A 26,009-nucleotide genomic window follows, 5' to 3' on the forward strand; every position below is an offset into this window, starting at 1 on the left:
CCGCCACTCGTGAGAATGGCGGGTTTTTTTGCATCACCAGCTCTCCAGGGAGACGACCGGAACTGCCGCCCCACGGGTTATGCACCGATCATGTGGGAGCGGACTTGTCCGCGAAGGGGTCGATAGCACCCACTAATCTGGACGGATAAAAAAAGCCCCGACGGAACGTTCGTCCTGTCGGGGCTTCTGTACAGCTGATCGTTAGATCGCGCCGCGACTACGCAACAGCTCCAGCACCTGCTTGACGCTCTCTTCCACACTCAGCGTCTGGGTGTCGATCACCAGATCGGCATCCAGCGGCACGTCATAAGGGAAGGACTCGCCAGGAATGTTGTCGCCATCGGCGGCGTACAGGCCCTGTGGATCGCGTTCGCGGCAGACAGCCGGCGAGGCCTGGACGTAGACGGTCAGCAAGCGTTCCTTGCCGATCAACGCCTTGACGCGTTCACGACCTTCGGCGTCCGGCGCCACGAAAGCGGCCAGGGTCAGCAGGCCGGCTTCGTTGAACTGGCGCGCCACGTGGGCGGCACGGCTCCAGTTTTCGGTGCGCCCGGCACGGTCCTGCGGCAAGCCCTTGTTCAGGTCGTGACGCAGGTTCTGGCCGTCCAGCACGTAGACCGCACGGCCCATGTCGAACAGCTTGCGCTCGACCGCATAGGCCAGGGTGCTCTTGCCGGCGCCCGACAGGCCGCTGAACAACACGGTGGCCGGCTGCTGGCCGAAGCGCTGGGCGCGCTCTTCAGTGGAAACATGAGCCAGCTGGCCATGATGCTGCGAACCACCGGTGGAAACCGGCTTGGCGAGGATCATGCCTGCGGCAACGGTGCCATTGGTCAGGCGGTCGATGACGATGAACGCACCAGTGGTCCGGTTGCTGTCATAGCCATCCAGCGCGATGGGCGCGTCGAGGCTGATCTTGACGCGACCGATCTCGTTGAGTTGCAGCGAGCTGGCCGGACCTTCGACCAGAGTGTTCACATCCACGCGATGAGTGATGCTGGCGATCGAGCCCGGCACATAGCTGGTTGCACGCTTGATGTCGTATTTCTTGCCCGGCAGCATCGGCTCTTCGGCCATCCACACCAGCATGGCGTCGAACGCATCGCTGACCTGCGGGACGTTGTCGGCGTGGACCAGCAGGTCGCCGCGAGAGATGTCGATCTCGTCTTCCATGGTCAGGGTCACGGCCTGGCCTGGACCGGCGTGCTCCAGCTCGCCCTCGAACGTGACGATAGACTTGACGCGGCTGCTCTTGCCCGACGGCAGCACGACGATCTCGTCGCCCTTGTGCACGATGCCGCTGGCCAGAGTACCGGCAAAACCACGGAAGTTCAGGTTCGGGCGGTTGACGTACTGCACCGGGAACCGCAGGTCCGCATAGTTGCGATCGTTGGCGATTTCCACGGTCTCAAGGATTTCCATCAGCGACTGGCCGGTGTACCAGGGCGAACGCTCGCTCTTGTTCACCACGTTGTCGCCCTTGAGCGCGGACATCGGAACGAAAGCCATGGTGGTCGGCTTGAACGCCAGGCCTTCGGCAAACGTCAGGTAGTCGGCCTTGATCGACTCGAAAATGCTTTCGTCGAAACCGTTGAGGTCCATCTTGTTGATGGCGACAACGATGTGCTTGATGCCCAGCAGCGAAGCGATATAGCTGTGGCGACGGGTCTGGGTCTGCACGCCGTAGCGGGCGTCGACCAGAATGATCGCCAGGTCGCAGGTCGAGGCGCCGGTTGCCATGTTGCGGGTGTACTGCTCATGACCGGGCGTATCGGCAATGATGAATTTGCGCTTGGCGGTGGAGAAGTAACGGTAGGCCACATCGATGGTGATGCCCTGCTCGCGCTCGGCCTGCAGGCCGTCCACCAGCAAGGCCAGGTCCACATCGTCGCCGGTGGTGCCGGATTTCTTGGAATCGCGGGTGATGGCTTCCAGGTGATCTTCATAGATCATCTTGGAGTCGTGCAGCAGGCGCCCGATCAGGGTGCTCTTGCCGTCATCGACGTTGCCGCAGGTCAGGAAACGCAGCATTTCCTTGCGTTCGTGCTGGCCCAGATAGGCGAGGATATCCTCGCTGATCAAATCGGATTGGTGACTCATCTATTGGAGCTCCAGGCTGCAAGCTTCAAGCGGCAAGCTTGTCGGCGTACAACCAGTCAGTAAACCTGTTAATTCAAGTGCGCTTCAGGCCGTAGCCCGAAGCCGCTCACTTGCCGCTTAGAAATAGCCCTGGCGTTTTTTCTCTTCCATGGAGCCTGCGCCGTCGTGGTCGATGACTCGGCCCTGGCGTTCGGACGTTCGCGTCAGAAGCATTTCCTGGATGATGTCGGTCAGGCTGGTGGCCTCGGACTCGACAGCACCGGTCAGCGGGTAGCAACCCAGGGTGCGGAAGCGCACCTTCTTCTTGACGATGCGCGCTTTTTCTTCGTCGGTCAGGTGTTCGAGGATGCGGTCATCGTCGATCATGATCAGCGTGCCGTTCTTCTCGATCACATCGCGCTCGGCGGCGAAATACAGCGGTACGATCGGGATGCCTTCCAGGTAGATGTACTGCCAGATGTCCAGCTCGGTCCAGTTCGACAGCGGGAATACGCGGATCGACTCGCCTTTGTTGACGTTGCCGTTGTACACGTTCCACAGCTCAGGGCGCTGATTCTTCGGGTCCCAGCGGTGTTTGCTGTCGCGGAACGAGTAGACGCGTTCCTTGGCGCGGGATTTTTCCTCGTCACGCCGCGCGCCGCCGAAAGCTGCGTCGAAACCATGCTTGTCCAGCGCCTGCTTGAGGCCCTCGGTCTTCATGATATCGGTGTGCTTGGCGCTGCCGTGGGTGAACGGGTTGATGCCCTGCGCAACGCCATCGGGGTTGACGTGGGTAATCAGGTCCAGGCCCATTTCCTCGACCATCTTGTCGCGGAAACGGTACATCTCCTGGAATTTCCAGCGGGTATCGACATGCATGACCGGAAACGGCAGCTTGCCCGGAAAGAAGGCCTTGCGTGCCAGGTGCAGCATCACGGCCGAATCCTTGCCGATCGAGTACAGCATCACCGGGTTATCGAACTCGGCGGCGACCTCGCGGATGATGTGGATGCTTTCCGCCTCCAGCTGTTTCAGATGCGTCAGTTTGTCGACCATGGGTACTCACGGATTGCAATTCGTTATGGGCCGGGCTTTCTATGCCCGGAGCGGCCAGCGGGCCGTGTTCGAGCCGCGCACTTTATCATGCTCGATACGGCCTTATCAGCGACAGGTCTATATCGAAACGATCTATCGATATGCCCGCACGTTTGGACGATCAGATCGGATTGGCGCAGTCGATGAAGATATGTTCGACGGCAAAGCGCCGCGCCAGATAGTCGCCAAGGGCCTGGACACCATAGCGTTCAGTGGCATGATGGCCGGCCGCGATAAAGCTGATGTCGTTTTCCCGCGCGCTGTGGAAGGTCTGCTCCGAGGCCTCGCCACTGAGGAAAACGTCCACGCCTTCAAGCACGGCCTGGTCGATGTAACCCTGCCCGCCGCCGGTGCACCAGCCCACGCGCCGGATCATCTGACTGCCTTCTATCAATAGCGGCTCACGCCCCAGTGCCTCCTGGACCCGGCGAGCGAAGTCGCGTGGTGTCATCGGTTCCGCGAGCGAACCCACCAGACCGACGACCCGTGCGTTGTCAGGGTCCAGCGGGCCTTCGACGGTGATATCCAGCTGCCGCGCCAGTTGCACGTTGTTGCCGACCTCCGGATGCACGTCCAGCGGCAAGTGATATGCCAGCAGACTGATGTCGTGCTTGAGCAGCGTCTTGAGCCGGCGCTGTTTCATGCCGACGACGCAGGGGTTCTCGCCCTTCCAGAAGTAACCGTGATGAACCAGGATCAGATCCGCCTGGGCCTCGACCGCGGCATCCAGCAATGCCTGGCTGGCCGTCACGCCGCTGACGATGCGCATCACCTGCGGACGACCTTCCACCTGCAAGCCATTCGGGCAGTAATCCTGGATCCGTGCACTGTTGAGATAGCGGTCGGCTTCTTCAACCAGGGTGCTCAGGGCAACAGCCATAAAAGTCTCCTAAATATGCAGTTCAGAGCTGCTTTGTACTCGTATAATGCCCGCCATTATGGCGCGCCTGTGACTAATTATTTCGCGCCTGCCACTACCAGGACTTGCTCAATGTTCAAGGCACTGCGTTTTTTCGGCTGGCCATTGCTGGCCGGTGTGCTTATTGCCCTGCTAATCATCCAGCGTTATCCAGAATGGGTCGGGCTGCCAAGCCTGGACGTGAATCTGCAACAGGCCGCGCAGCCGACCAACATCCTGCAGGGGCCTTCGTCCTATGCCGATGCCGTCAGCGCCGCAGCACCTGCGGTGGTCAACCTGTACACCACCAAAATGGTGAACAAAAGCAGCAACCCGCTTTTCGAAGACCCGCAGTTCCGCCGCTTCTTCGGTGACAACACCCCCAAACAGAAGCGCATGGAATCGAGCCTGGGTTCAGGCGTGATCATGAGCCCCGAAGGCTACCTGCTGACCAACAACCACGTGACGACCGGCGCCGACCAGATCGTCGTGGCACTCAAGGACGGACGCGAGACCATCGCCCGGGTGATCGGCAACGACCCGGAAACCGATCTGGCGGTGCTCAAGATCGACCTCAAGAACCTGCCGTCGATCACCATCGCCCGCTCGGACGGCATCCGCATCGGCGACGTGGCGCTGGCCATCGGCAACCCGTTCGGCGTCGGCCAGACCGTGACCATGGGGATCATCAGTGCAACCGGGCGTAATCAGCTTGGCCTGAACACCTATGAAGACTTCATCCAGACCGACGCCGCCATCAACCCCGGCAACTCCGGCGGTGCTCTGGTCGATGCCACCGGCAACCTGACCGGCATCAACACGGCAATCTTTTCCAAATCCGGCGGCTCGCAAGGCATCGGTTTCGCGATTCCGACCAAGCTGGCGATGGACGTCATGAAGTCCATCATCGAACACGGTCAGGTCATTCGTGGCTGGCTGGGGATCGAAGTTCAACCCTTGACTCAGGAGCTGGCCGAATCTTTCGGCTTGAAGGATCGACCGGGCATTGTGGTGGCGGGGATTTTCCGTGATGGTCCGGCGCAGAAAGCCGGTTTGCAGCTGGGAGATGTGATTCTGAGCATCAACGGCGAGCCTGCGGGCGACGGGCGTCGTTCGATGAATCAGGTCGCCCGCGTGCGGCCCAAGGACAAGATCGCGATTGACGTGATGCGCAACGGCAAGGAATTGCGCCTCAGCGCGGAAGTCGGCATGCGTCCCCCGCCCGCTCCTGCGGCCCCCACGCCGGCACCGGCGCCGGCGGCAAAACAGTAGAACCCAAAACCCCCGCCGTTCTCGGAACGGCGGGGTTTTTTTTACCCTTCAGAGGTCGCCCAGACCATCCAGCAAGGCCTGATGCTGCTCCGGCGTCCCGATGCTGATACGCAGGAACTGAGCGATCCGCGCCTGCCTGAAGTGCCGCACGATCACGCCTTGCTCACGTAGCCTGGCCGCCAGGCCCGCAGCGTCATGTTGCGGGTGACGGACGAAGATGAAATTGGCCGCCGACGGCAACACCTCAAACCCCTTGCCTTTGAGTTGCTCGACCAAGGCCTGGCGACTGTCGATCACCGCCTTGCAGGTGAACTCGAAGTACTCGCGATCTTCAAACGCCGCGGCACCGCCGACATTGGCCAGCCGATCCAGTGGATAAGAATTGAAGCTGTTCTTGACCCGTTCCAGCGCTTCGATCAGATCCGGATGGCCCACCGCGAGGCCAACACGCAATCCGGCCAGGGACCGCGATTTGGACAGCGTCTGGGTCACCAGCAGGTTCGGGTAGCGGTCGACCAGCTTGATCGCGGTTTCCCCACCAAAGTCGATGTAAGCCTCATCCACCACGACCACCGAGTCAGGGCTGGCCTTGAGGATGCGCTCGACTGCCTCCAGCGCCAGCAGACAACCGGTCGGCGCATTCGGGTTGGGAAAGATGATCCCGCCATTGGGCCTTGCATAGTCTTCGACACGAATCTGGAACTGCTCATCGAGAGGCACCGCCTCATGCTCGATACCGTACAGGCCGCAGTACACCGGGTAGAAGCTGTAGCTGATGTCCGGGAACAGCAGCGGCTTGTCGTGCTGGAACAGCGCATGAAAGATGTGCGCCAGCACCTCGTCGGAACCGTTACCCAGAAACACCTGCCCGGTCTGTACGCCGTAATAACTGGCGACGGCTTGCTTGAGCAGGTCGCTGTTAGGGTCCGGGTACAAGCGCAGGTCGTCGGTCAACGCGCCGCGCATCGCCTCGATGGCCTTGGGCGACGGCCCATAAGGGTTTTCATTGGTATTGAGCTTGGTCAGCTTCGTCAGCTTGGGCTGCTCGCCCGGCACATACGGCACCAGGGTGCTGACGAAAGGGCTCCAGAATTTACTCATTTATTGGCCATCCTCTGCGCTGCCGGGTTTCCAGTCGGGGTCGGTGATGCGGTATTCGGCACTGCGCGCGTGGCCGCTCAACGATTCGCCACGGGCCAGCACCGAAGCGGTCTTGCCCAGCTCGGAAGCGCCTTGCGGCGAGCAATAGATGATCGACGAGCGCTTCTGGAAGTCGTATACGCCCAATGGCGAGGAAAACCGCGCGGTGCCTGAGGTCGGCAGCACGTGGTTGGGGCCGGCGCAATAATCACCCAACGCTTCCGAGGTATGGCGACCCATGAAGATCGCACCGGCGTGGCGAATCTGCGGCAGCCAGGCTTCCGGGTCGGCAATCGACAGTTCAAGGTGCTCAGGTGCAATGCGGTTGGCAACATCGATGGCCTGCTGCATGTCGGCCACCTTGATCAAGGCGCCACGGCCGTTGATGGACTTTTCGACGATAGTCGCGCGGTCCATGGTCGGCAGAAGCTTGCTGATGCTGGCGGCGACCTGATCCAGGAACGCCGCGTCGGGGCTGACCAGAATGGCCTGGGCATCCTCGTCGTGCTCGGCCTGGGAGAACAGGTCCATGGCGATCCAGTCCGGATCGGTCTGGCCATCGCACACGACGAGGATTTCCGAAGGACCGGCGATCATATCGATGCCTACCTGACCGAACACATGACGCTTGGCGGTCGCAACATAGATATTGCCGGGGCCGACGACCTTGTCGACCTTGGGCACGCTTTCGGTGCCGTAGGCCAGCGCCGCCACAGCCTGTGCGCCACCAATGGTGAACACCCGGTCGACGCCCGCGATGCACGCAGCGGCGAGCACCAGTTCGTTGATTTCACCACGCGGAGTCGGCACGACCATGACCACCTCGGCAACGCCTGCCACTTTAGCCGGGATCGCATTCATCAATACCGAAGACGGATACGAAGCTTTGCCGCCCGGCACGTACAGGCCGGCACGATCCAGCGGCGTGACTTTCTGGCCCAGCACCGTGCCATCGGCCTCGGTGTAGCTCCAGGAGTCCTGCTTCTGTTTTTCGTGGTAGACACGTACCCGCTCCGCCGCTTTTTCCAAGGCTTCCCGCTGGGCGGCGGTAATGCGAGTCAGGGCCAGTTCAAGGCGTTCGCGGGGCAGGATCAGGTCAGCCATCGATGCCACTTCAAGGCCGTCGAACCGCTGGGTGAATTCAACCACTGCAGCGTCACCGCGCTCACGCACGGCTTTGATGATGTCGAGCACCCGCTGGTTGACCGAGTCGTCGGACACACTTTCCCAGCTCAGCAGATGATCCAGATGTCGAGCGAAATCCGGATCGGCAGCATCGAGTCGGCGTATTGCAGTGGAAGTGGTCATAGCGGGGCCTCAGTAATTGGCGGATGCTCAGGAGCCTAAAGCTACCAAGCTATCCGCGCAGGCACCTGAGAAATTTGGCTATGACACGGATAGCTGGACGCGACTCAACGTCGCATGGTCGGGTCAGCCGCGGTGTCGCGACTCCACTGCCTTGCGCAGGGTGTCGATGAGCGCCTGGATGCGCGCGTGCTGCATTTTCATGGAAGCCTTGTTCACCACCAGGCGCGAGCTGATCGTAGCGATCAGTTCCTGGGGTTCGAGACCATTGGCACGCAGCGTATTGCCCGTGTCCACCACGTCGATGATCTTGTCGGCCAGCCCGATCAACGGAGCAAGCTCCATCGAGCCGTACAGCTTGATGATATCGACCTGACGGCCTTGTTCAGCGTAGTAGCGCTTGGCGACGTTGACGAACTTGGTCGCCACGCGCAAACGCCCCTTGGGTTCGACGGCGCCGACGGCACCAGCGGTCATCAGCTTGCACTTGGCAATCTGCAGGTCCAGAGGTTCGTAAAGACCCTGGCCGCTGTATTCCATCAGCACATCCTTGCCCGCCACGCCCAGATCGGCGGCACCATGCTCGACATAAGTCGGCACATCCGTGGCACGCACGATCAGCAGACGCACGTCCGGCTGGCTGGTGGGGATGATGAGCTTGCGGCTCTTGTCCGGATTCTCGGTCGGCACGATCCCGGCTTCAGCGAGAAGCGGCAACGTGTCGTCAAGGATGCGGCCCTTGGACAATGCGATGGTCAGCATGGAAAGCGTAAGTCCTTATCAGGAAACTCTTGTCGTGACGCAAGCCGCCGCGCTCGACTGAGCGCGGCGGTTTATCCACTATCGAACAGACTAGCCCGGAACGCGGCGGATCTTGGCGCCCAGCATCTGCAGCTTCTCTTCGATGCACTCGTAGCCACGGTCGATGTGGTAGATGCGGTCGATCAGCGTGTCGCCTTCGGCCACCAGCGCCGAGATCACCAGGCTGGCCGAAGCACGCAGGTCGGTCGCCATGACCGGCGCGCCCTTGAGGGTTTCGGTGCCGGTCACGATGGCGGTGTTGCCTTCGACCTGGATATGCGCGCCCATGCGGTGCATTTCATACACGTGCATGAAGCGGTTTTCGAAGATCGTCTCGATCACGGCGCCGGTGCCTTCGGCAATGGCGTTGAGGGAGATGAACTGCGCCTGCATGTCGGTCGGGAACGCCGGGTACGGGGCGGTGCGAATGTTGACGGCTTTCGGACGCTTGCCGTGCATGTTCAGCTCGATCCAGTCGTTGCCGGTCGTTACCTCGGCGCCAGCTTCCTGAAGCTTGAGCAATACGGCTTCGAGGATGGTCGGATCGGTGTCCTTGACCTTGACGCGGCCGCCGGTGATGGCAGCGGCGACCAGATAGGTGCCGGTTTCGATACGGTCAGGCATCACCTTGTAGGTGGCCGAACCCAGGCGCTTCACGCCGTCGATGATGATGGTATCGGTGCCCGCGCCCTGGATTTTCGCACCCATGGCGATCAGGAAATTCGCCAGATCGACGACCTCAGGCTCGCGCGCCGCGTTTTGCAGGATGCTGCGGCCGTTGGCCAGGCTGGCGGCCATCATGATGTTTTCGGTACCGGTCACACTCACGGTATCGAAGAAGAAGTTCGCGCCGCGCAGGCCGCCTTCCGGGGCCTTGGCCTTGATGTAGCCGCCTTCGACATCGATGATCGCACCCATGGCTTCAAGGCCACGGATGTGCAGATCGACCGGACGCGAACCAATGGCGCAACCGCCGGGCAGCGCGACTTCAGCTTCGCCGAAGCGGGCGACCATCGGGCCAAGTACCAGGATCGACGCACGCATGGTTTTCACCAGCTCGTAAGGTGCGATCAGGGTCTTGATGGTGCGCGGGTCGATTTCGACGCTGAGCTTCTCGTCGATCACAGGCTCAATGCCCATGCGGCCGAACAGCTCGATCATGGTGGTGATGTCGTGCAGGTGCGGCAGGTTCTGAACGGTTACCGGCCCATCGGCCAGCAAGGTTGCCGACAGAATCGGCAAGGCAGAGTTCTTTGCACCGGAAATGCGGATTTCGCCATCAAGACGAACGCCGCCGGTAATAATCAATTTATCCATTAGAATCTCGACACCAATTGGCTCAGGTGCGCTCGGCCCAGGCAGCGCGGCTGAAAAATTTCATAGTCACCGCGTGGATGCTGCCATCGGCAATCCAAGGGTTCAGATGGGCATAGATCTGTTGCTGACGCTTGACGGGGCTCAGGCTGGCCAGCTCGTCACTGATAATGTTCAGCTGGAAGTTGCAGCCTTCGCCTTCAACTTCCACCTTGATTTCGGGCAGCTTTCCTTCAAGGAAGCTCTTAACTTCTACAGCCTGCATGCTTAACCTCGATCGGCGCCGGACGCGCGCGGGTCGGCCATCATACAAAAAAGCCCATGCTATGCGAACCCCGGCAAAGGGGTGCCAGACAAAGGGCTTTTCCGTCGGACCTGTTAATGGATGTCCAACAACTCGTTCAAACCGGACACCTGGGCAATCTTGCGCATGTCTTCGGGCAGCGACTGGACCTTGATCGACTTGCCGGCTTCGCTGGCGTCACGCATGAACGCCAGCACCAGCGCCAGGCCCACACTGCTGGATTTCTCCACACCGGAACAATCCAGGGTCAGGCTCGGCAGATCGCCGGACTTGATCAAGGCCGCGCCCTGCTTGCGCAGTTGCGGCCCGGTGCGGTAATCCAGCACGCCAACCAGCTTCAACTCACCCGGCCCGACGAGACGGACTGCGGTCTCGCTCATTGCGCGGTCTTCTGTGCGGCTTCATCGGTGGTTTCCTTGGCCTTGGCGACTTCGCCGGCCCAGCCATCGATGGTCTTGTCCAGATCGTTGCCGTTGCGCTGCATGGCGTCGGCGAACTGATCACGGAACAGCTTACCGATGTTGATGCCATTGATGATCACGTTGCGCACCTTCCACTCACCGGAGATTTTCTCCAGCGTGTAGGAAACCGGATAGACCGCGCCGTTGTTGCCCTTGACCTGCATTTCGACGCTGGTGCGATCAGCGCCTTCATCCTTGGCAGGCGAAACGGTAATGCCCTGGTTGTTGTACTCCAGCAAGGCGTTGCCATAGAACTGCATCAGGCTGCGCTTGAAGTTTTCCTGGAAGCGCTGCATCTGCGCAGGGGTCGCCTTGCGGGAATACTTCACGGTCATGATGCTGCGGGAGATGCCGTCGGCATCCACCACCGGGCCGACGATGCGGTTCAGGGCATCGTAGAAGGCACCGGGATTGGCCTTGTACTGCTCTCTGTTTTGAGCCAGGTCGCTCAGCAGTTCCTTGGTCGTGCGGTCCACCAGGTCATGGGCCGACGGGGTCGCTGCCGCGTTGGCCAGCAAAGGCATGGCAGCCAGCAATATCAGCAGGCCACGGCGCAGAATAGAGATCATTTGAAGCTCCTCACTTAGCGTCTTTACTCACTGTATTGAGCAGGAATTTTCCGATCAGGTCTTCCAGTACGAGCGATGACTGCGTGTCATGGATGGTTGCGCCATCCTTGAGCAACGCCTCTTCACCGCCCACGCTGATACCCACATATTTTTCACCCAGCAAGCCGGCCGTCAGGATCGAGGCCGTGGAGTCCGAAGGCAGGTTATCCACCTTTTTCTCGATTTCCAGGGTGACGCGACCGGTGAAAGTATCGCGATCCAGATCGATGGCCGTCACCTTGCCGATCGTGACACCGGCCATGCTTACCTTGGCTCTGACAGTCAATCCGGCAATATTGTCGAAATACGCATAAAGTTTATAGCTGTCGTTGGTCGCACTGGCGCTCAACCCGCTGACTCGCAGGGCCAGGAGCAGCAGAGCCAGTATCCCGGCCAGCAGGAACAGGCCGACACCGGTTTCGATGGCGCGGTTTTGCATCAGAAATCTCCAAACATCAAGGCGGTCAAAATAAAGTCCAGGCCCAGCACGGCAAGCGATGCGTAAACGACCGTCTTGGTCGTGGCGCGGCTGATACCTTCTGAAGTGGGTTCGCAGTCATAACCCTGAAACACAGCGATCCAGGTCACCACGAAAGCGAATACGACGCTCTTGATCACCCCATTGAGCACATCGCCGGTAAACGACACGCTGTTCTGCATGTTCGACCAGAAAGAGCCTTCATAGACTCCCAGCCAATCGATCGCGACCCAGGAGCCGCCCCAGATCCCCACGACGCTGAAGATCATGGCCAGCAGCGGCAGGGAGATGAAACCGGCCCACAGGCGAGGTGCGACGATGTATTTGAGCGGGTCGACGCCGATCATTTCAAGGCTCGACAGCTGCTCGGTGGATTTCATGTTGCCGATTTCGGCCGTCAGCGCGGAGCCGGCACGGCCTGCGAACAGCAGCGCGGTCACCACCGGCCCCAGTTCACGCAGCAGCGTCAGGGCAACCATCTGCCCCACGGCCTGCTCCGAACCGTATTTGGTCAGGATGCTGTAGCCCTGGAGCGCCAGCACCATGCCGATGAACATGCCGGACACCACGATGATGACCAGCGACATCACGCCAACCGAGTACAGTTGCCGGACCAACAGTTGAAAGCTGCCACCGATCCCGCCGCGACCCAGCAGCGCATGACTCAGGAACAGGCCGGAGCGGCCCAGCACGGTGACGATATCCAGGGCCGCGCGCCCGAACAGGCGAACGCGGTCCATCAGTGATTTCTTGCGCATCAGCGCTTCCCCAACAGATCTTCGCGAAAATCCGGCGCCGGATAATGGAACGGCACAGGGCCGTCCGGCTCGCCGGTCATGAATTGACGGATGCGCGGATTGTCCGAGTTCATCAGTTCCTGCGGCGTGCCCTGCCCCAGCACCTGGCCGTCGCCGACGACGTACAGGTAGTCGGCGATGCTCGCCGTCTCGCTCAGGTCATGGGATACGACGATACTGGTGATCCCCAGCGCATCGTTGAGCAGCCGGATCAGGCGCACCAGGACGCCCATCGCGATCGGGTCCTGCCCGACGAAAGGCTCGTCGTACATGAGAATCTGCGGATCCAGGGCGATGGCGCGGGCCAGCGCCACGCGACGCTTCATGCCGCCCGACAGTTCGTCCGGCATCAGCTCGATGGCGCCGCGCAAACCGACCGCCTGCAACTTGAGCAGGACGATGTCGCGGATCATTTCTTCGGGCAGCTGGGTGTGTACCCGCAACGGAAAGGCCACGTTCTCGAACACGTCCAGGTCGGTGAACAGCGCGCCGCTCTGGAACAGAACGCCCATCTGCTTGCGCGCATCGAACAGATCACTGCGCGAAAGCTCCGGCAGGTTCTGGCCGTTGACCCACACCTGGCCTTCGGTAGGACGCAATTGTGCGCCCATCAAGCGAAGCAGGGTCGTCTTGCCGCTACCGGATGGCCCCATGATCCCGGTGACCTTGCCACGCGGGATACGGATATCGACATTATTGAAAATGCTGCGCGTCCCTCGTTTGAAGGAAAGTCCTTTCAACTCGACCGCGTAGGCGTCATCGGCACTCATCTAAACTCCTTGCAATACGGCCACTTCCCGTGGCTGCACGCCCTCGCGGGAAATGCACCGTCCGGGTGGGCCGAACAAGCGGCGAACTATATCACTCACAGACAGGCCACCCAAGAAGAGAACCGGCGTCCCTGTGAATATCCGCCGCCACCGTGTGATGGCCATCTGCAGCGGATTACCGGCATCACGCGTCTGAAACAGGGGCGCGAAAGCCGTCGGCGATAACCCTGCGACGATCAGGCGTGAGGGAATCGCACAATCCCGCTATAATCGCCGCCTTTTGAAAGCTGACCGATTTAAGACATGAGCCAATCCAGCGACCTGATTCAATCCGCACAGCGCACCATTCGCCTCGAAATCGAAGCGATCGAGGGCCTGCTTGCGCATATCGATACAGACTTCGTGCGGGCCTGCGAAATGATCCTGGCCAGCAAGGGGCGTGTCGTGGTCGTCGGCATGGGCAAGTCCGGACACATCGGCAACAAGATCGCCGCGACACTGGCGAGTACCGGCACCACTTCGTTTTTCGTGCACCCGGCCGAAGCCAGCCATGGCGACATGGGCATGATCACCCGGGACGACATCATCCTGGCGCTCTCCAATTCGGGCACCACCAACGAGATCGTGACCCTGCTGCCGCTGATCAAGCGCCTGGGCATCAAGATGATCAGCCTGACCGGCAACCCGGATTCGACCCTGGCCAAGGCAGCCGACGTCAACCTCAACGCCGCCGTGGAACATGAAGCCTGCCCGTTGAACCTGGCGCCCACTTCTTCCACCACCGCAGCGCTGGTCATAGGCGACGCGCTGGCGGTTGCCTTGCTCGAAGCCCGCGGCTTTACCGCCGAAGACTTCGCGTTCTCCCATCCCGGCGGCGCGCTGGGTCGTCGCCTGCTGCTCAAGGTCGAAGATGTCATGCACAGCGGCGAGACGCTGCCGGTGGTGCAGCGCGGCACCCCGCTGCGTGACGCACTTCTCGAAATGACCCGCAAGGGCCTGGGAATGACCGCCATTGTCGAAGCGGATGGTAAGCTGGCGGGAATCTTCACGGACGGCGACCTGCGTCGCACCCTCGATTGCGCCCTGGATATACGCCAGAGCGCCATCGACGATGTCATGACCGTGCATGGCAAGACCGTGCGCCCCGAGATGCTGGCTGCCGAGGCGCTGAAAATCATGGAAGACTTCAAGATCGGCGCGCTGATCGTCGTGGATGACGAAGATCGTCCAATCGGCGCGTTCAACCTGCAGGATCTCTTGCGCGCAGGCGTCATGTAATGGAAGGTATTTCGATGACCACTGAACTGATGCAACGCGGCAAGCCGATCAAACTGGCCGTCTTCGATGTCGATGGCGTGCTGACCGACGGCCGGCTCTACTTCCTGGAAGACGGCAGCGAGTTCAAGTCCTTCAGCACGCTGGACGGCCAGGGCATCAAGATGCTGATCGCCTCGGGTGTGACCACCGCGATCATCAGCGGCCGCAAGTCGCCTGTCGTTGAGCGCCGAGCCAAGAACCTGGGCATCGAGCATCTGTTTCAGGGCCGCGAAGACAAGCTGGTGGTGCTGGATCAGTTGCTGGCCACCCTCAACCTGACCTACGAACAGGTCGCCTACCTGGGTGACGACCTGCCTGATCTGCCGGTGATCCGACGTGTCGGCCTGGGCATGGCGGTGGCCAATGCCGCCAGCTTCGTGCGCGAGCATGCGCACGGCGTGACCCGGACACGCGGCGGTGAAGGTGCTGCGCGTGAATTCTGCGAAATGATTCTGACCGCCCAGGGCAACCTCGAAGCGGCCCACGCCGCCTATCTATAGAAGCCGACTATGCTCAGCAAAAAAATTCGCTCGTTCCTGGTTTTCGGCGTGATCGGCCTTCTGGTCGCCGCCGCCGGCTACTGGAACGTCAGCCCGGAACGCTTCATGGACCAGCCCGTCGCCAGTGTCGACGAGACGGCCATCGACTATTACGCAATCAATGCGCGCAGCGTGCAGTACCTGCCCGACGGCAAGCTCCAGTACGAGATGACCGCCGACAAGGTCGAGCACGTCAAAGCCACCGACGTGACCCTGCTGACTACCCCTGACCTGCAGATGTACCGCGGAACGCTCTTTCCGTGGCACGTTCAAAGCAAGCAGGGCGAGGTTTCGCCGGGCGGCACCGAAGTCGAACTGATCGACTCGGTGCGCATTGCCCGCACCGACGACAAGAACCGTACGACTATCATCACCAGCAGTCGTATGACCGTATTCCCCGAGAAGCAATATGCGCAGACCCAGCAAGTCGTTAGAATCGACGCTGGGGGTGGCGCGACCACAGCCAAGGGAATGAAAGCGTATTTGAACGACGGCAGGATGGACCTGCTGTCCAACGTAAGAGGACAGTATGAGGCTCGTTAAAACCCTTCCTTTCTTGCTCGGTCTGGGCGCAGCACTGGGAAGCGCGAGCGCCTGGTCCCTGCCTACGGACCGGGATCAGCCGATCCATATCCAGTCCGACGATGCGCAACTCGATGATAAGAAAGGCGTGGCCACCTACAAGGGCAACGTCATCATCACTCAAGGCTCGATGAAGATCACCGGCAATACCGTGACCATCACCCGTAATGCGCAAGGCGAAGTCGACGTGTTCACCTCCGTCGGCAACCTGGCCTACTACGAGCAGAAGCCATCGGTGGAAAAGCCGATCGTGCAGGCCTACGCCGTGACCATTCAGTACTTCGCGGCGCAGGATCGCATCGTCCTGATCGACAAGGCCAAGGTCATCAACGACGGCAACACGTCCGAAGGCGAAAAGATCGTCTACGACACCGTGCGACAGATCGTAAGCGCCGGCCGTGCCAATGGCGGCAGCAAGGTGACCACACCTCGCCCTCGCATCGACATGGTCATCCAGCCGAAAAAGAAATCCGAACAACCGCAGAAGGCCCAGTAAATGGCGACGCTTAAAGCCCAGCATTTGGCTAAAAGCTACAAGAGCCGTCAGGTCGTACGCGATGTGAGCCTGTCCATCGAAAGCGGTCAGATCGTTGGCTTGCTCGGCCCCAACGGTGCCGGCAAGACAACCTGCTTCTACATGATCGTCGGCCTGGTGCAGGCCGACCAGGGCCGCGTCCTGATCGATGATCTGGACGTCAGCCACCAGCCCATGCACGGTCGCGCCCGTGCAGGCATCGGCTACCTGCCGCAGGAAGCCTCGATCTTCCGCAAGCTGTCGGTGGCCGACAACATCATGGCGATCCTCGAGACCCGCAAGGAACTCGATACTGCCGCGCGCCGCAAAGAGCTGGAAAACCTGCTGCAGGAATTCCACATCAGCCACATCCGCGACAACCTGGGCATGAGCCTGTCCGGTGGTGAGCGCCGCCGGGTGGAAATTGCCCGGGCGTTGGCGACAGCACCCAAGTTCATCCTTCTGGATGAACCCTTCGCCGGCGTCGACCCGATTTCCGTCGGAGACATCAAGCAGATCATTCATCACTTGAAAGCCAAGGGCATCGGCGTGCTGATTACCGATCACAACGTCCGCGAAACCCTGGATATCTGCGAAACCGCGTACATCGTCAACGATGGGCAACTGATCGCCGAAGGCGACGCGCAGACCATCCTGGCCAATCAGTTAGTGAAAGAGGTTTACCTCGGTCACGAATTCCGCCTGTAAGCAGCCTGGAGTCGCCCTTTCAGGCGATTCCTGCCTAAGGCGAGCTTGACAACGCTTTATTTGTCACAGCGCTCTAGGCAAAGCTATCGGTTTCAGGCATATAATTTGCTTAAGTTGGCGCTCAGGCGCCCGGTAGTAGATGGCGCATGTGCGCCGGCGAATAAGGTGTTAAGCCCCTGCCATGAAACCATCGCTAGTCTTGAGAATGGGCCAGCAGCTGACGATGACACCGCAGCTGCAACAGGCCATCCGCTTGCTCCAGCTCTCGACCCTGGATCTCCAGCAGGAGATTCAGGAGGCGCTGGAATCCAACCCTATGCTGGAACGGCAGGAAGAAGGCGACGACTTCGACAATTCCGATCCGCTGGCCGACAACATCGAACAAAAGCCCACGCCTGAGGCTCAGGAGCCGACCTATCAGGAAACCACCGCCTCGACGGTGGACAACCTGGAGGACGGCGACTGGGGCGACCGTATTCCCAATGAACTGCCGGTGGACACCGCATGGGAAGACGTCTACCAGACCAGCGCCAGCAGCCTGCCCAGCAACGATGACGACGAGTGGGACTTCACTACCCGCACCTCTGTGGGCGAAAGCCTGCAAAGCCATCTGCTGTGGCAACTGAACGTCGCGCCGATGTCCGACAAGGATCGGCTGATCGCCGTCACCCTGATCGACTGCATCAACAATCAGGGCTACCTCGACGAGACCCTGGACGAGATCCTCGAATCCTTCGACCCTGAACTGGATGTCGAACTGGATGAAATCGAGGCCGTCCTGCACCGCATCCAGCAATTCGAGCCTGCCGGCATCGGCGCCCGCAACCTGGGCGAATGCCTGTTGCTGCAACTGCGCCAGCTGCCGGTCAAGACCCGTTGGCTGCCCGAGGCGCAGCGCCTGGTCACCGACTACATCGATCTGCTGGGCAGCCGCGACTACGCGCAGCTGATGCGCCGCATGAAGCTCAAGGAAGACGAGCTTCGCCAGGTGATCGAACTGGTGCAAAGCCTCAATCCGCGTCCCGGCTCGCAGATCGAGTCCACCGAGCCTGAATACGTCATTCCCGATGTGATCGTGCGCAAGGACAATGAGCGCTGGCTGGTAGAGCTGAACCAGGAATCGGTGCCGCGCCTGCGGGTCAACCCACAATATGCAGGGTTCGTACGGCGTGCCGACACCAGCGCCGACAACACCTTCATGCGCAATCAGTTGCAGGAAGCGCGCTGGTTCATCAAGAGCCTGCAAAGCCGCAACGAGACGCTGATGAAAGTGGCCACCCAGATCGTGGAGCACCAGCGTGGCTTCCTCGAATACGGCGACGAAGCGATGAAGCCCCTCGTGCTGCACGATATTGCCGAAGCGGTGGGCATGCACGAATCGACCATCTCGCGCGTGACAACGCAGAAGTTCATGCATACCCCGCGGGGCATTTACGAGCTGAAATACTTCTTTTCCAGTCACGTAAGCACCTCCGAAGGCGGCGAATGCTCTTCGACGGCAATTCGCGCAATCATCAAGAAACTGGTTGCTGCGGAAAATCAGAAAAAGCCGTTGAGTGATAGCAAGATCGCTGGTTTACTGGAGGCACAAGGCATTCAAGTAGCCCGCCGCACAGTCGCCAAATACCGCGAATCTCTTGGGATTGCGCCGTCAAGCGAGCGTAAGCGACTGATGTGATGCAGGCCGCGCCACAGCGTTCCAGCGGCGGGTTCCTTACCCGCCACTTTATGCACTGGCAAAGGAGAAAGCTGTATGCAAGTCAACATCAGTGGACACCAACTCGAAGTGACCAAACCCCTGCGTGAATACGTGGAGCTGAAACTGAAAAAGCTCGAGGGGCATTTTGACAAGATTACCAACGTGCAAGTCATCATGACGGTCGAGAAGCTGAAGCAGAAGGTGGAAGCCACACTCCACATCCCCGGAGGGGAAGTCGTTGCCAATGCGGAACACGACGATATGTATGCGGCCATCGACCTGCTGACTGACAAGCTGGACAGACAATTGCTAAAGCATAAGGAAAAGCAGCAGAACATCCTCAAGGGTGCGACAGCTCGCTGACACTACATCCCAATGATCCGAATCGAAAACATCCTGACCCCCGGCCGTTCCCTGGTGAACGTGCCGGGCGGCAGCAAGAAACGTGTACTTGAAACCATTGCCAACCTGATCGGGCGCGAAGTGCCGGAAATGGATTCGCAGACGGTGTTCGAGAGTCTGGTTGCCCGTGAAAAACTGGGTTCGACCGGCTTTGGCAATGGCATCGCCATTCCTCACTGCCGCCTGCCGAACTGTGCCGCACCTGTCAGTGCGGTCATCCATCTTGACGCCCCCGTGGAATTCGACGCCATCGACGGCGCCCCGGTCGACTTGCTGTTCGTGCTGCTCGTCCCCCAGGCCGCTACCGATGAACACCTGGAGCTGCTGCGTCAGATCGCCAGCATGCTTGACCGTGCCGACGTGCGCGACCGCCTACGCAGTGCCAAAAGCGGTGAAACGCTTTATCAAGTGGTGCTGGACGTACAGAACGGCAACTGACCATGCGCATGATCATCGTGAGTGGCCGCTCTGGCTCCGGCAAGAGCACGGCACTCGATGTGCTGGAAGACAGCGGGTTCTACTGCGTCGACAATCTTCCAGCCGGCCTGCTTCCGGAGCTGGCCGAACGCGCGCTGATCACCACCGAACTGGCCGAACCACTGCTCGCGGTCTCCATTGACGCCCGCAACCTGCCCAGCCACCTGACCCGCTTTCCGCAGATGCTTGCCGAAGTCCGCGCCCGTAACATCCAGTGTGACGTGCTCTATCTGGACGCCGACGAAGCCACCTTGCTCAAACGCTTTTCCGAAACCCGTCGCCGGCACCCGTTGAGCACCTCCGACCGCTCGCTGGCCGAAGCGATACGTGACGAAAGCACCCTGCTGGGGCCGATTACCGATCTGGCCGACCTCAAGATCAATACCACGCACCTGAACCTGTATCAGCTGCGCGATACCCTTAAGCTGCGACTGCTCAACAAACCCGAACCAGGCACGGCCTTTCTCATCGAGTCGTTCGGTTTCAAGCGTGGCATGCCGGTGGATGCCGATCTGGTGTTTGACGTGCGCTGCCTGCCCAACCCGTATTGGAAGCCTGAGCTGCGCGATCACTCGGGTCTTGAAGAACCGGTCATCGAGTATCTGGCGGCGCAGCCGGACGTCGAAGAAATGTTCCAGGACATTTCCAGTTACCTCAACAAGTGGCTACCCCGCTTCGCCGCCAGCAATCGCTCCTATGTCACGGTTGCGATAGGCTGCACCGGCGGACACCACCGCTCTGTGTACCTGACCGAGCGCCTGGGCCAGGTGTTGCAAACCTCACTCAAGAACGTTCAAGTCCGCCACCGCGACCTAAGCTGAAGGATCTTCACTGCGATGCCCGCTCGTCAAATCACCATCATCAACAAACTGGGCCTGCACGCCCGCGCAGCCGCCAAGTTCGTAGGCGTTGCGGGCAAGCACTCTTGCCAGATCCGGGTCGGCCGCACACCTGAAAGCATGGTCGACGGCAAGAGCATCATGGCCGTCATGATGCTGGCCGCCGGCAAAGGCACGGAAATCCACCTTTCAACCGAAGGTGAAGGTGAACAGGACGCGCTGGACGGGCTGGTCGAGCTGATCAACAACAAGTTCGACGAAGGCGAGTAGCGCACAGCCTACAGGTCCATTCCTAGATATTCAGAGCCTGCGCCTGCCGCGCTAGCCCTTCAATCCATTCCTGATGTGCATTGAGCATGGGATTGGGCAATGTGGCAGCCAACTCACGAGCCGGTGCGCCGTTCTGGGTTTCCTGTGTCAGTATCCGCACGCGGCCACCCGACAAATCCTCGAACAGCCATGCATGGTGAACGTCCAGGCGGCTCTGCGAATCTCCTTCGACCCAGCCGTGCCAAGCGATTCGCGCTGGAGTCGTACCCTGCGGCGCCTGGTATTCAACCACTTGGGCTTCGACCGGAAAGCCGAAAGTCGTGAATCGGAATCGCGCTGTTGCAGACAGCGACGGACCCGAGCCGTCATGGAACCGGATCTCGGAGACGTTGCCGTACAGACCAGGCCACAGAGCCGTATCGTTCAGAGTTGCCCAGACCTGCGCCGCGCTCAGGCCGCTCACGATGATCTCGTTGGAGACAAAGTTGTCAGTGATGCCCGGAGTGAACTCTTCAGGCCAGATGATGGTACTCATGTTCAATCCTCGAATAATCGGGCAACGCCCGTTGACGAGGATCATGATGGGCAACCAAGCTGTATAAGGATAATCGTGATTTCTGACGAGACTCATAATGCAGCGTGATATCAGAACCCTGGATCTCAATTTGCTGAAAACTCTGGAGGCGTTGCTCGATGAGCGCAGCGTTACCAAGGCCGCAGCCCGCTTGTCCCTGACGCAACCAGCCGTGAGCGGCATGCTGACACGTCTGCGTGAAGCGTTCGGCGACCCGTTGTTCATCCGCGCGCCACGTGGAATCGTACCTACGCCACGCGCGCTGGAGTTGGCAAACCCGATCAAGCGGCTGCTCCGCGAGGTCGAACAGATGCTGCAACCCGAGGCGTTCAATCCGGGCACGGCCAATATGAACCTTGCCATCGCCGCGACCGATTACGCATTACACACCATCGTGATGCCTTTTCTGGCAACTTTGCGACTGCAGGCTCCCGGTGTATGCGTCGCAGTGCACCCCATCGATGATTCGCGGGTGAACAACGACCTTGAAAGCGGCAAGCTCGATCTGGCCATTCTCACGCCGGAAACCACCCCGAGCGGCCTGAACACGCACCCGCTTTATGACGAACGCTATCTGTGTGCCATCCGCGAAGGCCACCCGATCCTGGGCGAGCCGCTGACCGTAGATCGGTTCTGCGAACTTGAACACGCGATGGTGTCCTACGCCGGTGGAGGGTTTCGTGGTGTGACCGATGAAGCGCTGGCCAGGATTGGCCGTAAAAGGCGGGTCAGTGTCTCGATGCCCAGCTTTCTGGTACTTCTGGACCTGCTGAAAGCCAGCGATCTGATCGCTGTGGTGCCGAGTCGCCTGGTGCGGGAAAACGAAGGTGTGGTGTTGATTGAGCCGCCCTTGGAAATTGCCGGATTCAGCAAGGTTCTGGCGTGGCACGACCGCACCGATAACGATGCGGCCATGTCGTGGTTGAAAACGCTGTTGATCGAGACTGTTTGAGCCCGATCAGACCAGTGCGGTATCCATCACCATCATCAGGCAGAAACCGACGATGAGCCCAAGGCTGGCGATCTTGTTGTGACCGTTCATTCGCGACTCCGGGATGATCTCACGAGTCACCACCAACAGCATCGCACCCGCCGCCAACGCCAGCCCGAACGGCAGAAAAGGTTCGGCAATGGCCACCAGCCAGGCACCCAGTACCGCGAACAGCGGCTCGACCAGCCCCGACGCAGCACCGATCAGAAACGCCTTCACTCGCGACATCCCGGCCCCCGCCAGAACCATGGCGATGACCAATCCTTCCGGCACGTCTTGCAAGGCGATGCCGATCGCCAGACTGTCAGCCTCCGACAGTCCGCCGCCCGCCGACACGCCGATGGCCATGCCTTCCGGAATGTTATGGGCCACGATGGCAATCACGAACAGCCAGATCCGTGGCGCGATTGACGGATGCTCAGGCGTACCATCTGAAGCAGCACCTCTGGAAACGCTGTAATCAACCGCAAACAGAGCCAAGGCGCCCATCACGATTCCCAGACTTATCAGGCCGGCCGCACCCCAGGCCGACAAACCGAGACCCTCAGCCGCCTCCAGCCCAGGAACGATCAGCGAAAAGGCGGTGGCTGCAAGCATCACCCCGGCACCAAATCCCAGCAATCCGTCGGAGACTGCTACTGGCATGTTGCGGATCACCAGTACCGGAACCGCACCCAGCGAAGTGCCGAGCGCGCAGACGGCACCACCTTCCAGTGCTCGCAACAGGCGCGGTTCAAGGTTCAGCCAAGCCATTCCCTGCGCCACCAGCAATGCAAGCCCAGCCAGCAACAACACGGTACCGACCGCCAGCCGAAACAACCGAACACTGCTGATCGCGAGAATCTCCGAACGCATAGGCTACCCAGGATCTTGTTGTTGGAATCAGGCCAAGGCAGCCTGATAACGCCGGGCCACTTCGTCCCAATTGACCACGTTGTAGAACGCGTTGATGTACTCCGGACGGCGGTTCTGGTAACGCAGATAGTAAGCGTGCTCCCACACGTCCAGGCCCAGAATGGGTGTATTGCCGTTCATCAGCGGGCTATCCTGGTTGCCGCTGCTCTCGACGACCAGTTTTTTCTCGGGGGTCACGCTCAGCCACGCCCAGCCGCTGCCGAAGCGCGTCAACGCGGCTTTGGTGAAAGCGTCCTTGAAGCTGTCGAAGCCGCCCAGTTGCTCGTCGATGGCCTTGGCCACCGGGCCGCTCGGCAGACCGCCGCCGCTGGCCGACATTACCGTCCAGAACAATGAGTGGTTAGCGTGGCCGCCGCCCTGGTTGATCACTGCAGGACGCAATTTTTCCGGCAATTGCTCAACGCCGGCGACCAGCTTTTCAATCGGCCACTCGGCGAACTCGGTGCCTTCAACGGCAGCATTGAGGTTGTTGATGTACGTCTGGTGATGTTTGGTGTAGTGGATTTCCATGGTCTGCGCATCGATGTGCGGTTCCAGCGCATCGTAAGCGTAAGGCAGTGCAGGCAAGGTATAAGGCATATCAATGTGCTCCGTAGAAAAGGTCAGGCGTGGCGGCCGAACCGCGTTGCAACGCCGAGCGGCTGTGCTCGCCATTGCTGTTCAGCAACCGATGGGTGCGCGGGTATTCGCCATGCTCGCTGATGAAGCCCAGCAGCTCGGCGTAGGTTTTGTTGCTGTGGCGCAGGGCAGCCTGGCGTAAGGCCGGTTGCAGGCGGCTGTCCTGCATGGTCTGCAACAGGCGTTGGTGAATGGCACACAAATACTCTGCGCTCTCCTCCGGCTGCCCCAGGCTCAGGTGCAGGTCCGCCAGGTTGTGATGCGAGATGACGCACGCCGCGACCGCTTCGTCGGCGTCCGGCCAACGCTCGAACAGCACCTGCGCCAGTGCCAGCGCCTGGAGGTACAGCTCGCGGGCCTCAACCCATTCGCCGAGATTGAAACAGCGATTGGCTTGCTCGATGGTGCGTTTCCAATGCTGCATGGCATACCTCCAGAGGCATGGACCGACGGGTCAGATCCCGCCGGCCGTGAGTTTTTCGGGGTTGAGCAACACCTCCAGCTGGCTGCGTTGCAAATCGGTGTTCTCCAGCGCGACATCGATCACAGGACGCCCTTCGCGATACGCCTGCTTGGCGATTTCCGCGGCCTTCTGGTAGCCGATGATCGGGTTGAGTGCGGTCACCAGAATCGGATTGCGCGACAGCGCTTCCTTGAGCTTGGCCTCGTTGACCTTGAAGCTGGCAATTGCCTTGTCGGCCAGCAGACGGCTGGAATTGGCCAGCAGTTCGATGCTGCTCAGCAGGTTGTCGGCAATGATCGGCAGCATGACGTTGAGCTCGAAGTTGCCGGATTGCCCTGCCACGGTGATCGCGGCGTCATTGCCGATGACCTGGGCTGCCACCATCGCGGTGGCTTCCGGAATGACCGGGTTGACCTTGCCCGGCATGATCGATGAGCCTGGCTGCAACGCCTCAAGCTCGATCTCGCCCAACCCTGCCAGCGGGCCGGAGTTCATCCAGCGCAGATCATTGGCAATTTTCATCAACGAAACCGCTGTCGCCTTGAGTTGCCCCGAGACCGCCACGGCGGTGTCCTGGGAACCGATCAGGGCAAACAGATCTTTGCCTTGGGCGAACGGCACGCCGCTGAGAGTGCTCAGCTGCGCACAGAAACGGGCGGCGAATTCCGGATGGGCGTTGATGCCCGTGCCTACCGCCGTGCCGCCTTGGGCCAGCGCCTGGAGGCTGGGCTGCAAGCGCTGCAGATGCTCGACATTGGCGCGAATCTGCTGGGTCCAGCCGTTGAGCACCTGGCTCATGCGCACCGGCATGGCGTCCATCAGATGAGTACGGCCGGTCTTGACGAATACGTGGACCTGCTCGGCCTTGCGCTCGGTGACCTCGATCAAATGCTTCAGAGCCGGCAACAACTGCTCATGCAGCGCCAGCGCCGCGCTGACATGGATCGTGGTGGGAATGATGTCGTTGCTGCTCTGCCCGCAATTGACGTGATCGTTGGGATTGACCTCACTGCCCAGGACGCGGCTGGCAAGGGTCGCGATGACCTCGTTGGCGTTCATGTTGGTGCTGGTGCCGGAACCTGTCTGGAAGATATCCACCGGAAAGTGGGCCATGAAGTCGTCGGCCAGCAGGGCTTCGACCGCGCTGACAATCGCGCGGCTGTGCGCTTCGCTGATCTGCTCCAGTTCGAGGTTGGCCTGAGCGGCTGCGGACTTGGCCAACAACAGCGCGCGAATGAACTGTCGCGGCATGCGCTGCCCGCTGATGGGAAAGTTGTCCACCGCACGCTGAGTCTGGGCGCCATACAGCGCCTCGGCCGGCACCTGCAGTTCGCCCATGCTGTCGCGTTCGATACGGGTATTACTCATCGGAAGATCCTTGCACCAGTTCAGTGAGAGAAATCGAAGGTTGCAGCACGCAGGTCGCCAGCTCTCGGACGCAGGCTTCCCAGCGCTGCCGGCGAGCGGGCGTCAAGGCCAGCGCCTGGACGTCGCGCAGCGGTCGCCATGCCTGGTCCAGACACAGGCAACGCCAATGCCACGGCAGCACCGTGTCACGCGCAGTGTCCAGTAGCAGGCGCAAGGAGGTTTCAGCGATCAGGGTTTGAGGCGTGGCAGTAAAACGCGCCAGGTAACGGCCTTCGGCGAGGTAATGCTCGATGAGCCGCGGCTCGTCAGGCTCCAGCGCACACCGAATCCGTAGACTCAGTCCGCGCCAGTTTTCCAGATAGGGCAGCTCGTACAGCACCGACCTCATGACCGCCTCTCATTGCAGAAATG

General features: G+C 60.4%; 31 protein-coding genes. 12 read left to right on the forward strand and 19 right to left on the reverse strand.

From position 1 onward, the window contains the following. Positions 1–201: 201 nt before the first annotated feature. The 3 genes from cysN to EGJ27_RS15365 all read right to left on the reverse strand — a co-directional run bounded on the left by cysN (position 202) and on the right by EGJ27_RS15365 (position 4,054). Positions 202–2,100: a sulfate adenylyltransferase subunit CysN gene (gene cysN, locus EGJ27_RS15355; RefSeq protein ID WP_125831605.1), complete on the reverse strand. Its 1,899-nt coding sequence runs from the start codon at positions 2,098–2,100 to the stop codon at positions 202–204. A gap of 117 nt (positions 2,101–2,217) precedes the next feature. Then, on the reverse strand, positions 2,218–3,135 hold the full coding sequence (gene cysD / locus EGJ27_RS15360; RefSeq protein WP_025261761.1) for a sulfate adenylyltransferase subunit CysD: 918 nt from the start codon (positions 3,133–3,135) through the stop codon (positions 2,218–2,220). A 160-nt stretch (positions 3,136–3,295) separates the two neighbouring features. After that, on the reverse strand, positions 3,296–4,054 hold the full coding sequence (locus EGJ27_RS15365) for a Nif3-like dinuclear metal center hexameric protein (RefSeq protein WP_125831606.1): 759 nt from the start codon (positions 4,052–4,054) through the stop codon (positions 3,296–3,298). Between the two features lie 111 nt (positions 4,055–4,165). Between EGJ27_RS15365 and algW the strand changes: the two genes are divergently transcribed. Further along, entirely contained in the window at positions 4,166–5,344 is a 1,179-nt protein-coding gene (gene algW, locus EGJ27_RS15370) for a Do family serine endopeptidase AlgW (RefSeq protein WP_125831607.1), read from the forward strand. A gap of 48 nt (positions 5,345–5,392) precedes the next feature. On the opposite strand, the gene hisC is transcribed toward algW, so the two are convergent. From hisC to EGJ27_RS15420, 10 genes are all read right to left on the reverse strand, one after another. Further along, positions 5,393–6,445: a histidinol-phosphate transaminase gene (gene hisC / locus EGJ27_RS15375; RefSeq protein ID WP_125831608.1), complete on the reverse strand. Its 1,053-nt coding sequence runs from the start codon at positions 6,443–6,445 to the stop codon at positions 5,393–5,395. Then, positions 6,446–7,792: a histidinol dehydrogenase gene (hisD, locus tag EGJ27_RS15380; RefSeq protein WP_125831609.1), complete on the reverse strand. Its 1,347-nt coding sequence runs from the start codon at positions 7,790–7,792 to the stop codon at positions 6,446–6,448. It lies immediately after the preceding gene. Between the two features lie 123 nt (positions 7,793–7,915). Then, positions 7,916–8,551, reverse strand: coding sequence for an ATP phosphoribosyltransferase (hisG, locus tag EGJ27_RS15385; protein WP_125831610.1), 636 nt, complete (start codon positions 8,549–8,551; stop codon positions 7,916–7,918). Between the two features lie 90 nt (positions 8,552–8,641). Next, positions 8,642–9,907, reverse strand: coding sequence for a UDP-N-acetylglucosamine 1-carboxyvinyltransferase (gene murA / locus EGJ27_RS15390; protein ID WP_125831611.1), 1,266 nt, complete (start codon positions 9,905–9,907; stop codon positions 8,642–8,644). Positions 9,908–9,929: 22 nt separating this feature from the next. After that, positions 9,930–10,169: a BolA family protein gene (locus tag EGJ27_RS15395; protein ID WP_125831612.1), complete on the reverse strand. Its 240-nt coding sequence runs from the start codon at positions 10,167–10,169 to the stop codon at positions 9,930–9,932. Positions 10,170–10,282: 113 nt separating this feature from the next. Beyond that, the gene (locus EGJ27_RS15400; protein ID WP_125831613.1) at positions 10,283–10,588 is read right to left on the reverse strand and encodes a lipid asymmetry maintenance protein MlaB; all 306 of its coding nucleotides are present in this window, start codon (positions 10,586–10,588) and stop codon (positions 10,283–10,285) included. Then, entirely contained in the window at positions 10,585–11,238 is a 654-nt protein-coding gene (locus EGJ27_RS15405) for a phospholipid-binding protein MlaC (protein ID WP_125831614.1), read from the reverse strand. Before EGJ27_RS15405 ends, EGJ27_RS15400 begins: the two co-directional genes overlap by 4 nt. 10 nt (positions 11,239–11,248) lie before the next feature. Further along, entirely contained in the window at positions 11,249–11,716 is a 468-nt protein-coding gene (gene mlaD / locus EGJ27_RS15410) for an outer membrane lipid asymmetry maintenance protein MlaD (RefSeq protein WP_125831615.1), read from the reverse strand. Further along, positions 11,716–12,513 carry a lipid asymmetry maintenance ABC transporter permease subunit MlaE gene (gene mlaE, locus EGJ27_RS15415; protein ID WP_125831616.1) on the reverse strand — a complete coding sequence of 266 codons (798 nt, stop codon included), beginning with the start codon at positions 12,511–12,513 and terminating at the stop codon, positions 11,716–11,718. Before mlaE ends, mlaD begins: the two co-directional genes overlap by 1 nt. Next, a complete protein-coding gene (locus tag EGJ27_RS15420) occupies positions 12,513–13,322 on the reverse strand; it encodes an ATP-binding cassette domain-containing protein (RefSeq protein WP_125831617.1) in 810 nt (269 codons plus the stop codon). Before EGJ27_RS15420 ends, mlaE begins: the two co-directional genes overlap by 1 nt. Before the next feature lie 303 nt (positions 13,323–13,625). On the opposite strand from EGJ27_RS15420, the gene EGJ27_RS15425 reads away from it, so the two are divergent. From EGJ27_RS15425 to EGJ27_RS15470, 10 genes are all read left to right on the forward strand, one after another. Then, positions 13,626–14,600: a KpsF/GutQ family sugar-phosphate isomerase gene (locus tag EGJ27_RS15425; RefSeq protein WP_125831618.1), complete on the forward strand. Its 975-nt coding sequence runs from the start codon at positions 13,626–13,628 to the stop codon at positions 14,598–14,600. A 14-nt stretch (positions 14,601–14,614) separates the two neighbouring features. Then, complete coding sequence (locus EGJ27_RS15430) at positions 14,615–15,139, forward strand: HAD family hydrolase (protein WP_177523039.1); 525 nt, start codon at positions 14,615–14,617, stop codon at positions 15,137–15,139. Between the two features lie 9 nt (positions 15,140–15,148). Continuing rightward, the gene (lptC, locus tag EGJ27_RS15435) at positions 15,149–15,721 is read left to right on the forward strand and encodes an LPS export ABC transporter periplasmic protein LptC (RefSeq protein WP_125831620.1); all 573 of its coding nucleotides are present in this window, start codon (positions 15,149–15,151) and stop codon (positions 15,719–15,721) included. After that, entirely contained in the window at positions 15,708–16,256 is a 549-nt protein-coding gene (gene lptA, locus EGJ27_RS15440; RefSeq protein ID WP_125831621.1) for a lipopolysaccharide transport periplasmic protein LptA, read from the forward strand. The genes lptC and lptA overlap by 14 nt, the downstream gene beginning before the upstream one ends. Continuing rightward, the gene (lptB, locus tag EGJ27_RS15445; RefSeq protein WP_125831622.1) at positions 16,257–16,982 is read left to right on the forward strand and encodes an LPS export ABC transporter ATP-binding protein; all 726 of its coding nucleotides are present in this window, start codon (positions 16,257–16,259) and stop codon (positions 16,980–16,982) included. Positions 16,983–17,163: 181 nt separating this feature from the next. After that, positions 17,164–18,660 carry an RNA polymerase factor sigma-54 gene (locus EGJ27_RS15450; RefSeq protein WP_125831623.1) on the forward strand — a complete coding sequence of 499 codons (1,497 nt, stop codon included), beginning with the start codon at positions 17,164–17,166 and terminating at the stop codon, positions 18,658–18,660. A 75-nt stretch (positions 18,661–18,735) separates the two neighbouring features. Continuing rightward, the gene (hpf, locus tag EGJ27_RS15455; protein ID WP_125831624.1) at positions 18,736–19,044 is read left to right on the forward strand and encodes a ribosome hibernation-promoting factor, HPF/YfiA family; all 309 of its coding nucleotides are present in this window, start codon (positions 18,736–18,738) and stop codon (positions 19,042–19,044) included. A 12-nt stretch (positions 19,045–19,056) separates the two neighbouring features. Then, positions 19,057–19,521, forward strand: a complete 465-nt coding sequence (gene ptsN / locus EGJ27_RS15460) for a PTS IIA-like nitrogen regulatory protein PtsN (RefSeq protein WP_125831625.1) — start codon at positions 19,057–19,059, stop codon at positions 19,519–19,521. Positions 19,522–19,523: 2 nt separating this feature from the next. After that, positions 19,524–20,381, forward strand: a complete 858-nt coding sequence (gene rapZ / locus EGJ27_RS15465) for an RNase adapter RapZ (RefSeq protein WP_125831626.1) — start codon at positions 19,524–19,526, stop codon at positions 20,379–20,381. A gap of 15 nt (positions 20,382–20,396) precedes the next feature. Beyond that, on the forward strand, positions 20,397–20,669 hold the full coding sequence (locus EGJ27_RS15470; RefSeq protein ID WP_125831627.1) for an HPr family phosphocarrier protein: 273 nt from the start codon (positions 20,397–20,399) through the stop codon (positions 20,667–20,669). A 22-nt stretch (positions 20,670–20,691) separates the two neighbouring features. Here the strand turns inward: EGJ27_RS15470 and EGJ27_RS15475 are convergent, their stop codons facing one another. After that, positions 20,692–21,249 (reverse strand): SRPBCC domain-containing protein, encoded by a 558-nt coding sequence (locus EGJ27_RS15475; RefSeq protein WP_256672859.1) that lies wholly within the window; start codon positions 21,247–21,249, stop codon positions 20,692–20,694. 52 nt (positions 21,250–21,301) lie between these two features. Between EGJ27_RS15475 and EGJ27_RS15480 the strand changes: the two genes are divergently transcribed. Continuing rightward, entirely contained in the window at positions 21,302–22,195 is an 894-nt protein-coding gene (locus EGJ27_RS15480) for a LysR family transcriptional regulator (protein WP_125831628.1), read from the forward strand. Positions 22,196–22,201: 6 nt separating this feature from the next. Here the strand turns inward: EGJ27_RS15480 and EGJ27_RS15485 are convergent, their stop codons facing one another. The 5 genes from EGJ27_RS15485 to EGJ27_RS15505 are packed head-to-tail and all read right to left on the reverse strand — an operon-like array spanning position 22,202 to position 25,986. Beyond that, complete coding sequence (locus tag EGJ27_RS15485) at positions 22,202–23,089, reverse strand: ZIP family metal transporter (protein ID WP_125831629.1); 888 nt, start codon at positions 23,087–23,089, stop codon at positions 22,202–22,204. Between the two features lie 27 nt (positions 23,090–23,116). Beyond that, on the reverse strand, positions 23,117–23,728 hold the full coding sequence (locus EGJ27_RS15490) for a superoxide dismutase (RefSeq protein WP_125831630.1): 612 nt from the start codon (positions 23,726–23,728) through the stop codon (positions 23,117–23,119). Between the two features lies 1 nt (position 23,729). Continuing rightward, positions 23,730–24,191 carry a tetratricopeptide repeat protein gene (locus tag EGJ27_RS15495; protein WP_125831631.1) on the reverse strand — a complete coding sequence of 154 codons (462 nt, stop codon included), beginning with the start codon at positions 24,189–24,191 and terminating at the stop codon, positions 23,730–23,732. 30 nt (positions 24,192–24,221) lie between these two features. Continuing rightward, entirely contained in the window at positions 24,222–25,598 is a 1,377-nt protein-coding gene (locus EGJ27_RS15500) for an aspartate ammonia-lyase (protein ID WP_125831632.1), read from the reverse strand. Next, the gene (locus EGJ27_RS15505) at positions 25,591–25,986 is read right to left on the reverse strand and encodes a FagA protein (RefSeq protein ID WP_125831633.1); all 396 of its coding nucleotides are present in this window, start codon (positions 25,984–25,986) and stop codon (positions 25,591–25,593) included. Before EGJ27_RS15505 ends, EGJ27_RS15500 begins: the two co-directional genes overlap by 8 nt. Between the last annotated feature and the right edge of the window lie 23 nt (positions 25,987–26,009).

The organism is Pseudomonas sp. v388, assembly GCF_003935425.1.
Classification (GTDB): Bacteria; Pseudomonadota; Gammaproteobacteria; order Pseudomonadales; family Pseudomonadaceae; genus Aquipseudomonas.

What these genes read in the sequence shown, in the direction of transcription:
- cysN (WP_125831605.1), bottom strand. Translation starts at nt 2,100, where the DNA reads ATGAGTCACCAATCCGATTTGATCAGCGAGGATATCCTCGCCTATCTG.
- cysD (WP_025261761.1), bottom strand. Translation starts at nt 3,135, where the DNA reads ATGGTCGACAAACTGACGCATCTGAAACAGCTGGAGGCGGAAAGCATC.
- EGJ27_RS15365 (WP_125831606.1), bottom strand. Translation starts at nt 4,054, where the DNA reads ATGGCTGTTGCCCTGAGCACCCTGGTTGAAGAAGCCGACCGCTATCTC.
- algW (WP_125831607.1), top strand. Translation starts at nt 4,166, where the DNA reads ATGTTCAAGGCACTGCGTTTTTTCGGCTGGCCATTGCTGGCCGGTGTG.
- hisC (WP_125831608.1), bottom strand. Translation starts at nt 6,445, where the DNA reads ATGAGTAAATTCTGGAGCCCTTTCGTCAGCACCCTGGTGCCGTATGTG.
- hisD (WP_125831609.1), bottom strand. Translation starts at nt 7,792, where the DNA reads ATGACCACTTCCACTGCAATACGCCGACTCGATGCTGCCGATCCGGAT.
- hisG (WP_125831610.1), bottom strand. Translation starts at nt 8,551, where the DNA reads ATGCTGACCATCGCATTGTCCAAGGGCCGCATCCTTGACGACACGTTG.
- murA (WP_125831611.1), bottom strand. Translation starts at nt 9,907, where the DNA reads ATGGATAAATTGATTATTACCGGCGGCGTTCGTCTTGATGGCGAAATC.
- EGJ27_RS15395 (WP_125831612.1), bottom strand. Translation starts at nt 10,169, where the DNA reads ATGCAGGCTGTAGAAGTTAAGAGCTTCCTTGAAGGAAAGCTGCCCGAA.
- EGJ27_RS15400 (WP_125831613.1), bottom strand. Translation starts at nt 10,588, where the DNA reads ATGAGCGAGACCGCAGTCCGTCTCGTCGGGCCGGGTGAGTTGAAGCTG.
- EGJ27_RS15405 (WP_125831614.1), bottom strand. Translation starts at nt 11,238, where the DNA reads ATGATCTCTATTCTGCGCCGTGGCCTGCTGATATTGCTGGCTGCCATG.
- mlaD (WP_125831615.1), bottom strand. Translation starts at nt 11,716, where the DNA reads ATGCAAAACCGCGCCATCGAAACCGGTGTCGGCCTGTTCCTGCTGGCC.
- mlaE (WP_125831616.1), bottom strand. Translation starts at nt 12,513, where the DNA reads ATGCGCAAGAAATCACTGATGGACCGCGTTCGCCTGTTCGGGCGCGCG.
- EGJ27_RS15420 (WP_125831617.1), bottom strand. Translation starts at nt 13,322, where the DNA reads ATGAGTGCCGATGACGCCTACGCGGTCGAGTTGAAAGGACTTTCCTTC.
- EGJ27_RS15425 (WP_125831618.1), top strand. Translation starts at nt 13,626, where the DNA reads ATGAGCCAATCCAGCGACCTGATTCAATCCGCACAGCGCACCATTCGC.
- EGJ27_RS15430 (WP_177523039.1), top strand. Translation starts at nt 14,615, where the DNA reads ATGACCACTGAACTGATGCAACGCGGCAAGCCGATCAAACTGGCCGTC.
- lptC (WP_125831620.1), top strand. Translation starts at nt 15,149, where the DNA reads ATGCTCAGCAAAAAAATTCGCTCGTTCCTGGTTTTCGGCGTGATCGGC.
- lptA (WP_125831621.1), top strand. Translation starts at nt 15,708, where the DNA reads ATGAGGCTCGTTAAAACCCTTCCTTTCTTGCTCGGTCTGGGCGCAGCA.
- lptB (WP_125831622.1), top strand. Translation starts at nt 16,257, where the DNA reads ATGGCGACGCTTAAAGCCCAGCATTTGGCTAAAAGCTACAAGAGCCGT.
- EGJ27_RS15450 (WP_125831623.1), top strand. Translation starts at nt 17,164, where the DNA reads ATGAAACCATCGCTAGTCTTGAGAATGGGCCAGCAGCTGACGATGACA.
- hpf (WP_125831624.1), top strand. Translation starts at nt 18,736, where the DNA reads ATGCAAGTCAACATCAGTGGACACCAACTCGAAGTGACCAAACCCCTG.
- ptsN (WP_125831625.1), top strand. Translation starts at nt 19,057, where the DNA reads ATGATCCGAATCGAAAACATCCTGACCCCCGGCCGTTCCCTGGTGAAC.
- rapZ (WP_125831626.1), top strand. Translation starts at nt 19,524, where the DNA reads ATGCGCATGATCATCGTGAGTGGCCGCTCTGGCTCCGGCAAGAGCACG.
- EGJ27_RS15470 (WP_125831627.1), top strand. Translation starts at nt 20,397, where the DNA reads ATGCCCGCTCGTCAAATCACCATCATCAACAAACTGGGCCTGCACGCC.
- EGJ27_RS15475 (WP_256672859.1), bottom strand. Translation starts at nt 21,249, where the DNA reads ATGATCCTCGTCAACGGGCGTTGCCCGATTATTCGAGGATTGAACATG.
- EGJ27_RS15480 (WP_125831628.1), top strand. Translation starts at nt 21,302, where the DNA reads ATGCAGCGTGATATCAGAACCCTGGATCTCAATTTGCTGAAAACTCTG.
- EGJ27_RS15485 (WP_125831629.1), bottom strand. Translation starts at nt 23,089, where the DNA reads ATGCGTTCGGAGATTCTCGCGATCAGCAGTGTTCGGTTGTTTCGGCTG.
- EGJ27_RS15490 (WP_125831630.1), bottom strand. Translation starts at nt 23,728, where the DNA reads ATGCCTTATACCTTGCCTGCACTGCCTTACGCTTACGATGCGCTGGAA.
- EGJ27_RS15495 (WP_125831631.1), bottom strand. Translation starts at nt 24,191, where the DNA reads ATGCAGCATTGGAAACGCACCATCGAGCAAGCCAATCGCTGTTTCAAT.
- EGJ27_RS15500 (WP_125831632.1), bottom strand. Translation starts at nt 25,598, where the DNA reads ATGAGTAATACCCGTATCGAACGCGACAGCATGGGCGAACTGCAGGTG.
- EGJ27_RS15505 (WP_125831633.1), bottom strand. Translation starts at nt 25,986, where the DNA reads ATGAGGTCGGTGCTGTACGAGCTGCCCTATCTGGAAAACTGGCGCGGA.